We start from the raw sequence: 12,459 nt of genomic DNA, 5'->3' as shown, positions 1-12,459 counted from the left end.
CCAGGAAACGGACGCTAGGACGGCACCGCCTGCTCCCCCAGCCACTCGACGATGCCGCAGACGGTGTCGCGGCAGCCGCCGCAGCCCGTTCCCGCGCGCGTCGCGTCGGCGATCTCGTCCACGCTCCGCGCGCCTTTCTCCCAGCACGCCCGGATCTGCCCCTTGGAGACGTTGTTGCAATGGCAGACCGTCGCGAGGTCGGGCATCCGCACCGGGGAATCGGCGGCCTGCGCGCCGCCGACCCCGGCGAACAGCATCCCGAGCCGTTCGGCGGGAGGCGGCGCGGCACGGTCGTACAGGCGGGTGAGCGTCCCGGCGGTGCTGGTCTCGCCGAGCAGGATCGCGCCGACCACGCGGTCGCCGCGCACCACCACCTTCTTGTACGTGCCGCGGCTCGCGTCGGCGAACCGCATCACCTCCACACCGGGGTCGTCGTCGCCGTGGTGCGTCTCCCCCATCGCGACCAGGTCCACGCCCGCGGCCTTCAGCCGCGTGATCTGCCGCGCCCCGGTGAACCGCGCGCCCGCGTCCGCGCCGGTCAGCAGGTCGGCCAGCACCGCCGCCTGCTCCCACGCCGGCGCGACCAGCCCGTACACGGTGCCGTCGTGCTGGCAGCACTCGCCGATCGCGCGGACCGCCGGGTCGGTCACCGAGCGCAGCGCCCCGTCCACGACGATGCCGCGGTCGACGGCGAGGCCCGCGGCGCGGGCGAGGCCCGTCTCCGGCCGCACCCCGCACGCCAGCACCACCAGGTCGGCGGGGACGTCCCCGTCAGGCGGGGCCAGCCCGACCCCGGTCACCCTCCGCGCGCCGGCGTCGTCGCGGGTGCGCAGGGAGGTGACATGGGCCTCCAGGCGGGCGCGGATCCCGAGGCGGCGGAGGGTCCGCGCCAGCACCTCCCGGCCCCGGGGTCGAGCTGGCGTTCCATGAGGTGCCCGGCGAGGTGCGCGACCGTGACGTCCAGGCCGCGCCCGGCCAGGCCGCGCGCCGCCTCGATGCCGAGCAGGCCCCCGCCGATCACCACGGCCCGGCGGGCGCCCTCCGCGGCGCCGATGATGGCGCGGCAGTCGTCCAGCGTCCGGAACGCGAGCGCGCCCTCGGGCAGCCCGTCCTCGGTGCCGGGGATCGGCGGGACGATCGACCGCGACCCCGTCGCGATCACCAGCGTCCCGTACGGCGTGGCGGTGCCGTCGGAGGCGTGCACCACGCGTGCGGCGCGGTCGATGGCGGTGACCTCGACGCCGTGCCGCGCGTCCACGCCGTTGCGCCCGTACCAGGCGCGGTCCACCAGGCCGATCTGCTCGGGCCCGGCCGCGCCCGCGAGCACGTTCGACAGCAGGATCCGGTTGTAGGGCTGCTCGGGCTCGGCGCCGAACACCGTCAGCGGCACCTCCCGGTCGCGCTCCCTGATCTCGGTGACCAGGCGCGACCCGGCCATCCCGTTACCGATCACGACGATGCTCATCGCGCAGTCCCGCTCCGTTCCTCGGTCCCGTCCCCCTCGGGCACGGGCTCGCCCTCGGCCGCGGCCGGCTCCAGCCGGACGGCGCACACCTTGAACTCCGGCATCCGCGACACCGGGTCCAGGGCCGGGTTGGTGAGCGAGTTCGCCCGCCCCTCCCCCGGCCAGTGGAACGGCATGAACGCCGTGTCGTCGCGGACCGCGTCGGTCACCCTGGCCCGCGCGGTCGCCGCGCCCCGGCGGCTGGTGACCCGCACGTCCGCGCCGTCCGCGATGCCGAGCCGCTCGGCGAGGTCGGGGTGCAGCTCGACGAACGGGCCGGGCTCCGCCTCCGCCAGCGCCCGCACCCGGCGGGTCTGCGCGCCGCTCTGGTACTGGGCGAGGACGCGGCCGGTCGTCAGGTACACGGGGTAGCCGCCGTCCACGTCCTCGGCGGGGCCGCCGTGCTCGGCGGGCACGAACCGCGCCCGGCCGTCCGGCGTCGCGAAGCCGTCCAGGAACGGCCGCGGCGTGCCAGGGTGGTCCTCCGACGGGCACGGCCAGAACACCCCGCCCTCCGCCTCGATCCGCTCGTAGGTGATGCCCGCGTAGTCGGCGAGGCCGCCCGCGCTCGCGGCGCGCAGCTCCTCGAACACCTCGGCGGGGTCGTCGCTCCACTTGCCCGGCGCGCCGAGCCGCCCCGCGAGGTCCGCGAGGACGGCGAGGTCGGTGCGCACGCCGTCCGGCGGGGCGACGGCCCGGCGGCGGCGCAGCACCCGCCCTTCGAGGTTCGTCATCGTCCCGGACTCCTCGGCCCACTGCGCCGTCGGCAGGACGACGTCGGCGAGCAGCGCGGTCTCCGACGGGACGAAGTCCGCGACGACCAGCAGGTCCAGCGCGGCGAGCCGCTCCTCCACCGCCGCCGCGCGGGGCGCCGACACCACCGGGTTCGACCCGAACAGCAGCAGCGCCTTCGGGCCGCCGTCCGTGCCGAGCGCCGTCAGCAGCTCGTACGCCGACCGGCCCGGCCCGGGCAGGCTGCCGGGATCGACGCCCCAGACCCGGGCGACGTGCTCGCGGGCGCGGGGGTCGCTGATGCTCCGGTAGCCGGGGAGCTGGTCGGCCTTCTGGCCGTGCTCGCGGCCGCCCTGCCCGTTGCCCTGCCCGGTCAGGCACCCGTACCCCGATCCGGGCCGGCCCGGCAGCCCGAGCGCGAGCGCGAGGTTGATGAACGCGCCGACCATGTCGGTGCCGCGCGCGTGCTGCTCGGCGCCGCGCGCCGTCAGCACGTACGACCGCTCCCCGCGCGCGAGCAGCCGTACGGCCTCGCGCAGGTGCGGGACGGGAACGCCGGTGATCCGCTCGACGCGTTCGGGCCAGTAGGCGTTGGCGACCGTCCGGACGGCCTCGAACCCGCTGGTGCGGGCCGCCACGTACGGCTCGTCCACCAGGCCCTCGGCGAGCGCGATGTGCAGCAGCCCGTTCGCCAGCGCCAGGTCCGTGCCCGGCACCGGCCGCAGGTGCAGGTCCGCCTGGCGGGCGGTGGCGGTGCGGCGCGGGTCCACGACGACCAGCGCCCCGCCCCGCTCCCGGACGTCGGCCAGGTGCCGCATGAACGGCGGCATCGTCTCCGCCGGGTTCCCGCCGACGAGCATCACCGCGTCGGCCCGCGCGAGGTCGGTGACCGGGCCGGGCAGCCCCCGGTCCATCCCGAACGCCCGGTTGCCCGCGGCGGCGGCCGACGACATGCAGAACCGGCCGTTGTAGTCGATCTGCGAGGTGCGCAGCGCCACCCGCGCGAACTTCCCGAGCTGGTACGCCTTCTCGTTCGTCAGCCCGCCGCCGCCGAACACCGCGACCGCGTCGGGCCCGTGCGCGCCGCGGAGCCGCAAGGCGGCCTCCGCGATCCGGTCGAGCGCCTCGTCCCACGTGCACGGCCGCAGCGGCGCGCCCTTCGCCTCGCGCGCCAGCGGCGCCGTCAGCCGGTCGGGGACGGTCAGCGCCTCCGCCGACGTCCAGCCCTTCTGGCACAGCCCGCCCCGGTTGGCCGGCACGTCGTCGCGCGGGACCACCGCCAGGGGCGCGCCCGGCCCGGCGTCGGTCAGCGTCATGCCGCACTGCAACGCGCAGTACGGACAGTGAGTGGGGGTCCCGGTCATGCGACGAGACTGGTCGGGCCCCGTTTCGCCCCGGGGTCCCGAATGTGACCCGCCGGTAAAAAGCCACTCACCTGCCCCCGTTCGCCAAGGTCAGATGGCACTCGTCCGCCTTCGCCCGCACCCGGCGCCGCGGCGGCGGCGATTCTTGACGATCACGTGTCAAGCGTTGTCGACCATTGTCATGGCCCTTTCGGCACTCCACAGGCGGTTACCGAACGGATCGGCGGCGGCCCGGCGATCCCGCGCAGGGATGCGGGAGCGCCCCGGCCGGGGCCCGCCCCGCGGCGCGCCCGCCGCGCCTAATCTCGGAGCATGCCCGACCTTGCCTACTACGCGTCCCTGCCGCGCACGCGCGGCGCCGCGGCCGCCCTGCTCCTCGACGACCTCGGGCGGGTCCTGCTGGTCAAGCCCACCTACAAGGAGGGCTGGTTCCTGCCCGGCGGCGTCATCGAGGCCGACGAGTCGCCCCTGGCCGCGTGCGTGCGCGAATGCCAGGAGGAGCTCGGCCTCGTCCCCCGCCTGGACGGCCTGGTCTGCGTCGACTGGGGCGCGCCCCGCGACGGCGTCGACTCGGTCAACGTGTTCGTGTTCGGCGGCGCCATCACGGGCCGCGAGCTCGGCGCGATCGAGCTGCCGGCCGACGAGCTGTCCGACCACGTCCTCGTCGCCCCCGAGAAGGTGCCCGAGCTGGCCCCGCCGCACATCGCGCGGCGCATGGAGCCGAGCCTGCGCGCCCTGGCCGAGGGCCGCGCGATCTACCTGGAGGACGGCCGCGAGCAGGACTTCGCCCCGCCGTCCCCCTCCCCGCGCCCTAGGGCGCGGAGGGTCCACCGGCCCGGGGCGGGGGCGCGAGCCGGGGTACAAGCGCGCCCCGCTGGGTAGATCGCGTACGGAGGCGACGGACGGAACAACGGGGGGACCGTCACATGGCAGCCTGCGAGGTCTGCGGCAACGACTACGCGATGAGCTTCGAGGTGCACGCCCAGGGCGCCGTGCACACCTTCGACTCGTTCGAGTGCGCGATCACCAGGATGGCGCCGATCTGCGAGCACTGCGAATGCCGGATCGTCGGCCACGGCGTCGAGATCGACCGGCACTGGTACTGCTCGGCCCACTGCGCCCGCACCGCCGACCCGCGCGCCAACGCGCTCGTCACCGACCACGCCTGACCGGAGCGAACGGCTCGCGGGACGGGCACGGAACAGGCAAGGGACGGGCAAGACCGGGATCGGCGCGGGACGGCCGACAGCGCGGCGTCAGGCGCGGGTCACGCGTTCGACGGCGATCCGGCGCACCTCGCCCTTGGCGATCTTGTCGCCGGACGAGCGGGGCAGCTCCGGCAGCACCACCAGGTGCTCGGGCAGCAGCTCCCTCGACAGCCCGGCCGCGTCCAGCAGGTGCGCCGTCAGGGCGTCCAGCGTGAGCTCCCGGCCCGGCAGGGTCGACACCACGGCGCACACCCGCTCGCCGTAGAGGTCGTCGGGGACGGGCACGACCGCGCACAGCTCCACCGCCGGGTGCGACGCGACGGCCTGCTCGACCTGCTGGACGCTGATGTTCTTGCCGCCGCGGATGATGATGTCGGACTTGCGGCCCGCCACCCGCACGTACCCGTCCTCGCCGATCGTGACGAGGTCGCCCATGAGCAGGTAGCCGTCCTCGGTGAACAGCTCGGCGTTCGCCGCGTCGTCGGCGTAGTAGCCCGGCGACAGCAGCGGCCCCTTGCCGCCGGGCTGGCCCGGCCCGCCGGTCGCGGTCACGTCGGCGCCCGCCTCGTCGAACAGCCGCACGTCCATCTCCGGCAGCACCCGCCCGCCGGTCGTCAGCCGCGCCTCGCGCGGGTCGTCCGCCGTCGTGCAGCTGAACGCGCCGCTCTCGTTGGAGCCGAAGAAGTTCAGCACGACCGCGCCGGTGCGCTCCTCGAACTCCGCGGCGTCCTCGTACGGGATCGCCTCGCCGCCCGTGAACACCACCCGCACCGACGCCAGGTCGGCGCCGCCCGCGCGGGCCGACCGCATCAGCATCCGGAACTGGGTGCTCACCGCGCACAGCACCGTCGGGCGCTCCCGCTCGATCATCTCGATCATCGTCGTGGTCTCGAAGCGCGGCAGGACGACGGCGGGGACGCCGAGCACCGCCGGCGTCACGTGCGCGCTCCACAGCCCGAACCCGAACGGCGCGGGCACCGCGCCGAGCAGCACGTCCCGCCCGTCCAGCCGTCCGGCGCGGGCGGCGAGGCGGGCGAAGCAGATCCAGCGGTTCTGGTGCTGCGTCACGCACTTGGGGAGGCCGGTCGTCCCCGAGGTCGAGTTGATCATCCACAGGTCGTTCGGGCCGATCCCGCGCTCCGCGCCGGACGGCGCGGGAGCCGGGGGCGGACCGCCGGGGCCGTTCACCGCCGCCTCGCCGTCGTCCGCCAGGACCAGGTGCAGCGGGATCTGGGCGCCGAGGCCGGCGAGCGCCACCGGCAGCGCCGACATGTCGCGGCCCCGGTGCTCGGCGGTCGTGACGATCGCGGCGGCCCCGGTGTGCCGGGCCAGGTGCGCGATCTCCGCGTCGCCCGCCCGCGCGCCGATCCCGACCGCGACCGCGCCCGCGCGCTCCGCGCCGAGGGCGGCGACGTGGAAGTCCGCGCCGTCCGGCAGCAGCAGCGCCACCCGCGCGCCCGGCGGCACGCCCGCGCCCACGAGCGCGGTGGCGACCGCGTCGGCCCGCCGGTCGTACTCGCCCCAGCTCACCGTCCGCGCCGGCTCGATGTAGGCGGGCAGGTCCGGCCGCCGGTCCGCGTGCTCGCGCACGAGGTCGCCGATCGACCGGTCCTGCCACCATCCGGCGTCGGTGTAGCGCTCCGCCAGCTCCGGGTCAACGATCATTCGAGGCACGGTAGCCCCGCCGCCGCCGGAGCGGAAGCGGTTGTCATACTCCGGCCTCGGCGAGGCTGCGGCCCGGCTCGCCCTCCGCCGCCCGCGCCCGGCGCAGGTAGCAGAACCACGTGAGCGCCACGCACACCCCGTAGAACGCCGCGAGCACGAGCAGCGCCGGGCCGATCCCGCCGCTCTCCTCGATGGAGATCCGGAACGCCTGCTGGATCAGCACGCCCCCGGCCGCGCCGACCGCGGAGATCAGTCCGATCGCCGCCGCCGCCCGCCGCCGCGCCCGCTCCGTCGCGGCCCTGACCGCCGCCGCGTCCGAGGCGTCCACGCCCGCCAGCTCCCGCGTCCGGAAGATCGCGGGGATCATCTTGTACGTCGAGCCGTTCCCGATGCCGGTCGTGACGAACACGAACAGGAACGCGGCGAGGAAGCCGCCCCAGCTCCCCGCCTGCACCGCCCACGCCACGGCCGCGACGCCGAGCCCCATCAGGAAGAAGTCGGCCATCGTGACCCGCGCGCCGCCGTACCGGTCGGCGAGCCACCCGCCGAGCGGCCGGGCGAGCGATCCCGCGAGCGCGCCGAGCCAGATGTAGTCGGACCCGTCCACGCCCGGGAACTCGTTCCTGATCAGCACCCCGAACGAGAACGAGTAGCCGATGAACGACCCGAACGTCCCGACGTACAGCACCGACATGATGACCGTCTGCCGGTCGCGGCCTCCCGCCGCCATCTCCCGCAGCGTGTACGCCGACGACGCCTTGGTCAGGTTGTTCATGAACAGGTGCGCGCACACCGCCGCGGCCAGGATGAACGGCATCCACACCCATCCGACCGCGACCAGCCCGAACGCCACGATCAGCGGCGGCATCGCGAGCTGGGTGACGCTCGTGCCGAGGTTGCCGCCCGCCGCGTTCAGCCCGAGCGGCAGCCCCTGCCGCGACGCCGGGTAGAAGTGCGTGATGTTGGCCATGGACGAGGCGAAGTTGCCGCCGCCGAGGCCGGTGGTCGCCGCGATCAGCAGCAGCGCCCAGAACGGGATCCCCGGGTTCTCGATCGCGACCACGAACAGCCCGCACGGCACGAGCAGCAGCAGCGCGCTCACCACGGTGAAGTTGCGGCCCCCGAACCGCGCCGGGGCGAAGGTGTAGGGGATCCGCATCGCCGCGCCGACCAGGTTCGGCGTCGTGGTCAGCCACAGCGTCTGCCCCACCGACAGGTGCACCCCGGCGGCCGGCAGGTTCAGCACCGCGATGCTCCACAGCAGCCACACCGAGAACCCGAGGTGCTCGGTCAGGATCGAGAAGGCCAGGTTCCGTGCCGCGACCCGGCGCCCGGTCGCCGCCCAGAACCGCTCGTCGTCGGGTTCCCAGCGGTCGATCCACCGGCCACCCCGCCGCGCCTCTCGGGGCGGGACGGACTCGTCGGTCAGCGCCGTCATGGCGTCTCCTTCGGATGTCGGACGTCCGCCCGGCCGGGACCGGGCGCTCGGACACCGCGAAGTTAGGAACGCCGGGTTACGCGCGGCGGCGCGCGGTGTGCACGCGGCGCTACATCCTGCGCACACCGGAAACACAGGCCGGTGAGAGCCCTACACGGCGGACGCGCCGCCGGAGGCGTCCCCGCGAACGGATCCCTCGTCGCGAGCCCCCGCGCCGAGCCCTCGTCGCGGGAGCCGCGGACCGCTCGCCCACCGTCCGCGCCTGACGCCCCCGGCCTGCCCGGGGCGCGTGCGCCGTCCGCGCCTGACACCGCCCGCGCCGAGCCCGCCCCGCCCGAACGGGCCTCCTCGACGACGACCTCGCGGGCCCCGTCCCTGCCGGGAACGTTCCCACGGGAAACGGCCCCGGCCGCGACGGCATCGCCGCCCACGTCGGCCACGCCCTTGGCCCGAGTGGCGGAGCCCTTGCCGGAGCCGCCCCGCGCTCCCGATCCGCCCTTGGCGCCCGTCGCTTTGCCGGGGCCGCCCTTCGCGGACCAGTCCGGCGAACGGCCCGACGCCTTGAGCACCGCGTCCCACGGGTCGCCGGACGCCAGCGGCAGGTGCGGCACGCCCCAGTGCCACGCCGACACCAGCAGCCGCGGGTCGCGGGGCCGGTAGTCCTCGCCGACGGCGCGCGCCAGGTCCCAGGCGTGCAGGTGCCACTCCACGCAGGCCGCGCCCGCGTGGTCGCCGACCGTGTACTTCGTCCCCCGGTAGATCAGGTGCGTGCGGTCCCACATGTCGGGCATCAGGTCCGCGTACGCGCCCGCCGACACCGTGAACGCGGTGATCCGGTCGGGGCCGGGCTCCGGCGGCAGCACCGCGAGCTCGGTGGCGTTCTGCCTGGCCTGCTGCCGGATCAGCAGCGCGGCCGGCGCGTCCTGCGCGAACAGCTTGGCGAGCCGGCTGTCGGGCGCGTCCTGGAGGTACTCCAGGAAGCTCTCCGCGACGCAGCGCAGGTGCCCGGCGAGGTCGATCGCCTGCCACTCCGCGCAGGGCGTCGGTACGGCCCAGTCGTCGACACGGGCCGCCAGTTCCCGGATCGCGCGCACCCCGTCGTCGTAGGACTCCAGTACGCGTTGCCGGTCCGGCGGCGTGCGCTCCACGTGTTCATTCCCCCGCGTCCCGAGCACCGTGCCATGCACAGCCCCCTCTCGCCGGGACGCGCGACACGGCGCGCGGCCCCCGGCGTTCCCCCGAGAGGGCAGAATCCCAGAATCGGCCGGCCGGTGCCACCGCGGCACCGGCGCCGCGGTCAGACGGCGACCGCCGGGCGGGTGCGGAAGCTCAGCTTGTGCGCCTCGCGGGCCGTGCGCAGCCGGTCGACCTCGGCGGTCCACGGCCGCACGGCGGGCCGCGCCTTCGCCTTGCGCCGCGCGATCTCGGCGGCGCGCCGCGCCTTGGCGTCCTGCGCGTCGGTCGCGTACACCTTGGGACCCATCGCGATCCGCTCGGACGCCTCGGCGGCCTCGATCGCCGCCACGAGCGCCCGGTCGAACGCCGCCGACAGCGACCTCAGCTCCGCCGGGTCGCGGTTCTCGTCGCGGTTCTCGGCCTGCGCGGCCCGCAGCGCCCGCTCGGCGTCCCTGGCCGCGGCGAGGCGGTCGCGGTACTCCCCGGCCAGCGCACGGTCGGCCTCGTACGGCCCGGCGACGTCCTTGCTCACCCGGTGGCCCAGCGGCATGGCGGTGCTCCTCAATCCGATCATCCGACACTCGCAGGCAAGCGTACGCGCGGTGTCCCGCCGATGTGACGCCGGACACCGAACTCCGCCGCCCCGGCGTGTTGTGGCATGGATCACCCGGTCCGGACCCTTTACGCAGTAAGGTCGTCCCATGGTGCGACAGCCGAGCGTCAACGCCAGGGACCGCGCGCCGCTCTCCACCGAGCGGATCATCGAGGCGGCGCTTCAGATCATCGACGGGCAGGGGCTCGGGCGGCTCACGATGCGCAGGCTCGGCGACGCCCTGGAGGTCGAGGCGATGGCGATCTACCACCACCTGCCGCGCGGCAAGGAGCAGCTCCTGGACGGGCTCGTCGCGCACGTGGCCGCGGCGCCCGCCGACACGCGCGGCGCCGCCGGCTGGCGCGCCTCGCTGCGGACCTGGGCGCGGGACTACCGCGAGCGCCTGCTCGAACACGCCGGAGTCCTCCCGCTGGTCGTGACGCGCCGCAATCCGGCCGCGCTGACCGAGACGAGCCGTTCGCTCCGGGAACTGCTGCGCCAGGGCGGCGTCCCGGAGGAGCGGGCGGAGGTCGCGGCGCACACGCTGCTCGGCTACGTGATCGGCCACGCCGCGCTGGAGGCCCGCGCCGGGGACGACTCCGGCGTCGACTGGGAAGCCCGTTTCGCCGCCGGCCTGGACCTCGTCCTCGCCGGCGTCCTCTGACCCGCGTTCACCCGGAGCCCGCGGGCCCCTAGTCCTCCACGACCAGGACTTCGAGGGCGCGGGGGCCGTGCACGCCCCGCACGCGGACCATCTCGATCGCCGTCGTCGCCGGCGGCCCGCTGATCCAGGTCAGCGGGCGGGACGGGTCGAGGCGGGCGAGCGCCTCGGGCACCGTTCCGACGATCTGGTCGGCGTGCACGACGCACAGGTGGTAGCCGGGGACCAGGGTGAGCGCGCGGCGCCCCTGCGCCCGGCCGCAGTCGAGCACGACCGTGCCCGTGCGGGCGATCGCCACCGCGCAGCCGGTGACGACGCCGTCGACCTCGCGCAGCAGCTCCAGGTCGGTGCCGGGCGTGTCGGCGAGCGCGCGGACGCCGTCCAGCTCGGCGAGCCAGCCGAACGGCAGGTCGGACGGGACGATGATCTGCTTGGCCTCCCGGCCCCACAGCGCGGCGGCGACGGAGGTCGCCAGCTCGTCCGCGCCGACGTGCCGGACCGTCGCGCGGTGGTCGGCGACCCGTTCGGTGAACAGCGCGACGACGTCGGCGCGGCCCTCCGCCTCGTCGGGCGGCAGGCGGCGCCGGTAGCCGCGCGGGACGTCCGGCGCGCCGCCGCGCGCCTCGCCGAGCGCGTCGCGGACGCGGCGCAGCACCCTGTCGCGGGAGCTCACGGGCGCCTCCCCCACCAGTGCCGGAAGCTCCGCGCGGGCGGCGCGGGCAGGTCGCGGGCGTCGGTCCACTTGCCGAGCAGGCCCGGCAGCCGCCGGATCCGGCCGCCGCGCGACAGCAGCCGCGCCCAGCGGGTGCCGCGCCGCAGCGCGGCGTCGTAGCGGGCGGGGTCGGTCATCGTCCACGCGATGCCGCGCATCATCAGCAGCTCGGGCGCCGGGACGGGCCGGTGGCGGCGCGACTCCACCACCCGGCCGCGCAGGTGGACGAGGATCTCCGGGATGTCGATCTTCACCGGGCACACGTCCGCGCAGGCGCCGCACAGCGTCGAGGCGAACGGCAGCGAGGCGTGGTGGGCGCTGCCCACGCCCCGCAGCTGCGGGGTGAGGATCGCGCCGATCGGGCCGGGCGTCGCGCCGTACGGGCGCCCTCCGGTCCGCTCGTAGACCGGGCACACGTTGAGGCAGGCCGAGCAGCGGACGCAGCGCAGCGCGGCGCGCCCGACCTCGTCGGCGAGCGCCCTGGTGCGGCCGTCGTCGAGCAGGACGAGGTGGAACGCGCGGGGGCCGTCGCCCGGCGTCACGCCCGTCCAGGTGGACGCGCACGGCGTCATCCGGTCGCCGGTGGACGAGCGCGGCAGGAGCTGGAGGAAGACCTCCAGGTCCCGCCAGGTCGGCACGGCCTGCTCAAGGCCCGCCACCGTGATCAGCGTCTCGGGGAGGGTGAGGCACATCCGGCCGTTGCCCTCGGACTCCAGCAGCACCATCGTGCCGGTCTCGGCCACCATGAAGTCGACGCCGGAGACCGCCACCCGCGCGGACGCGAACCGTTCGCCCAGGTGGGCGCGCGCCGCCTCGGCGAGCCCGGCCGGGTCGTCGCCGAGGTCGCGCGGGACGCCCGGCATCTCGCGCAGGAACAGGTCGCGGACCTGCGCCCGGTCGCGGTGCGCGGCGGGCGCGAGGACGTGCGAGCCGCGGTCGCCGTCCATCTGGACGATCATCTCCGCGAGGTCGGTCTCGCGCACGGCGACGCCGGCCGCCGCGAGCGCCCCGTTCAGCCCGATCTCCTGCGTCGCCGCCGAACGGACCTTGACGACCTCGGCCGCGCCCGCCTCGCGCACCAGCCCTGTCACGATCGCGCGGGCCTCGGCCGCGTCCGCCGCCCAGTGGACCGTGCCGCCCGCCTCGGTGACGGCGCGTTCCAGCTCCTCCAGCAGGGAGTCGAGGTTCAGCAGCGCGGCGTCCTTGATGGCGCGCCCGGCCTCGCGCAGCTCCTCCCAGTCGTCCAGCTCGGCGGCCGCCTCCGCTTCGCGGGCCCGGATCGCGCCGGTCGCGTTGCGCAGGGTGCGGCGCAGCCGCGTGTCGCCCAGGGCGTCGCGCGCCGCCGCCGAGAACTTCGGCATCGGCAACGGCACGGGCCCGGCGGTCGCGATCCGGTCCGGCGCGGGC

11 protein-coding genes and 1 pseudogene are annotated in these 12,459 nt (G+C 75.8%); 3 read left to right on the top strand and 9 right to left on the bottom strand.

What is annotated here, in order from left to right; all coding sequences use genetic code 11:
• Nucleotides 1-14: 14 nt before the first annotated feature.
• From GEV43_RS52480 to GEV43_RS40770, 3 genes and pseudogenes are all read right to left on the bottom strand, one after another.
• Nucleotides 15-206, bottom strand: a complete 192-nt coding sequence (locus tag GEV43_RS52480) for a (2Fe-2S)-binding protein (protein WP_241684434.1) — start codon at nucleotides 204-206, stop codon at nucleotides 15-17.
• Nucleotides 207-359: 153 nt separating this feature from the next.
• A pseudogene (locus tag GEV43_RS40775) lies at nucleotides 360-1,438 on the bottom strand (NAD(P)/FAD-dependent oxidoreductase); the annotation flags it as partial.
• 23 nt (nucleotides 1,439-1,461) lie between these two features.
• On the bottom strand, nucleotides 1,462-3,600 hold the full coding sequence (locus tag GEV43_RS40770; RefSeq protein ID WP_160825924.1) for a molybdopterin oxidoreductase family protein: 2,139 nt from the start codon (nucleotides 3,598-3,600) through the stop codon (nucleotides 1,462-1,464).
• 312 nt (nucleotides 3,601-3,912) lie between these two features.
• On the opposite strand from GEV43_RS40770, the gene GEV43_RS40765 reads away from it, so the two are divergent.
• A complete protein-coding gene (locus GEV43_RS40765) occupies nucleotides 3,913-4,482 on the top strand; it encodes an NUDIX hydrolase (RefSeq protein ID WP_160825923.1) in 570 nt (189 codons plus the stop codon).
• Nucleotides 4,483-4,526: 44 nt separating this feature from the next.
• Complete coding sequence (locus GEV43_RS40760) at nucleotides 4,527-4,769, top strand: hypothetical protein (protein ID WP_160825922.1); 243 nt, start codon at nucleotides 4,527-4,529, stop codon at nucleotides 4,767-4,769.
• Between the two features lie 87 nt (nucleotides 4,770-4,856).
• Here the strand turns inward: GEV43_RS40760 and GEV43_RS40755 are convergent, their stop codons facing one another.
• The 4 genes from GEV43_RS40755 to GEV43_RS40740 form a co-directional block, all read right to left on the bottom strand.
• The gene (locus GEV43_RS40755) at nucleotides 4,857-6,473 is read right to left on the bottom strand and encodes a class I adenylate-forming enzyme family protein (RefSeq protein WP_160825921.1); all 1,617 of its coding nucleotides are present in this window, start codon (nucleotides 6,471-6,473) and stop codon (nucleotides 4,857-4,859) included.
• A gap of 43 nt (nucleotides 6,474-6,516) precedes the next feature.
• Entirely contained in the window at nucleotides 6,517-7,911 is a 1,395-nt protein-coding gene (locus GEV43_RS40750) for an MFS transporter (protein ID WP_160825920.1), read from the bottom strand.
• Between the two features lie 62 nt (nucleotides 7,912-7,973).
• On the bottom strand, nucleotides 7,974-9,059 hold the full coding sequence (locus GEV43_RS54310; RefSeq protein ID WP_309240211.1) for a maleylpyruvate isomerase N-terminal domain-containing protein: 1,086 nt from the start codon (nucleotides 9,057-9,059) through the stop codon (nucleotides 7,974-7,976).
• 149 nt (nucleotides 9,060-9,208) lie between these two features.
• A complete protein-coding gene (locus tag GEV43_RS40740) occupies nucleotides 9,209-9,637 on the bottom strand; it encodes a plectin (protein ID WP_160825919.1) in 429 nt (142 codons plus the stop codon).
• Nucleotides 9,638-9,788: 151 nt separating this feature from the next.
• Here GEV43_RS40740 and GEV43_RS40735 point away from each other — a divergent pair, with 151 nt between their 5' ends.
• Nucleotides 9,789-10,343 (top strand): TetR/AcrR family transcriptional regulator, encoded by a 555-nt coding sequence (locus GEV43_RS40735; RefSeq protein ID WP_160825918.1) that lies wholly within the window; start codon nucleotides 9,789-9,791, stop codon nucleotides 10,341-10,343.
• Between the two features lie 28 nt (nucleotides 10,344-10,371).
• Here the strand turns inward: GEV43_RS40735 and GEV43_RS40730 are convergent, their stop codons facing one another.
• Together GEV43_RS40730 and GEV43_RS40725 are read right to left on the bottom strand one after the other, a co-directional pair.
• Nucleotides 10,372-11,013 (bottom strand): LUD domain-containing protein, encoded by a 642-nt coding sequence (locus GEV43_RS40730; RefSeq protein WP_160825917.1) that lies wholly within the window; start codon nucleotides 11,011-11,013, stop codon nucleotides 10,372-10,374.
• Nucleotides 11,010-12,413, bottom strand: a complete 1,404-nt coding sequence (locus tag GEV43_RS40725; protein WP_206681641.1) for a lactate utilization protein B — start codon at nucleotides 12,411-12,413, stop codon at nucleotides 11,010-11,012. Before GEV43_RS40725 ends, GEV43_RS40730 begins: the two co-directional genes overlap by 4 nt.
• Nucleotides 12,414-12,459 lie beyond the last annotated feature (46 nt).

The organism is Actinomadura sp. J1-007 (assembly GCF_009793335.1).
GTDB lineage: Bacteria > Actinomycetota > Actinomycetes > Streptosporangiales > Streptosporangiaceae > Spirillospora > Spirillospora yumaensis.
This window is presented reverse-complemented; position numbering and strand designations above follow the sequence as displayed.

Coding starts and splice junctions, on each gene's coding strand:
- GEV43_RS52480 (WP_241684434.1), bottom strand. CDS start 206: ATGCCCGACCTCGCGACGGTCTGCCATTGCAACAACGTCTCCAAGGGG.
- GEV43_RS40770 (WP_160825924.1), bottom strand. CDS start 3,600: ATGACCGGGACCCCCACTCACTGTCCGTACTGCGCGTTGCAGTGCGGC.
- GEV43_RS40765 (WP_160825923.1), top strand. CDS start 3,913: ATGCCCGACCTTGCCTACTACGCGTCCCTGCCGCGCACGCGCGGCGCC.
- GEV43_RS40760 (WP_160825922.1), top strand. CDS start 4,527: ATGGCAGCCTGCGAGGTCTGCGGCAACGACTACGCGATGAGCTTCGAG.
- GEV43_RS40755 (WP_160825921.1), bottom strand. CDS start 6,473: ATGATCGTTGACCCGGAGCTGGCGGAGCGCTACACCGACGCCGGATGG.
- GEV43_RS40750 (WP_160825920.1), bottom strand. CDS start 7,911: ATGACGGCGCTGACCGACGAGTCCGTCCCGCCCCGAGAGGCGCGGCGG.
- GEV43_RS40740 (WP_160825919.1), bottom strand. CDS start 9,637: ATGCCGCTGGGCCACCGGGTGAGCAAGGACGTCGCCGGGCCGTACGAG.
- GEV43_RS40735 (WP_160825918.1), top strand. CDS start 9,789: ATGGTGCGACAGCCGAGCGTCAACGCCAGGGACCGCGCGCCGCTCTCC.
- GEV43_RS40725 (WP_206681641.1), bottom strand. CDS start 12,413: ATGCCGAAGTTCTCGGCGGCGGCGCGCGACGCCCTGGGCGACACGCGG.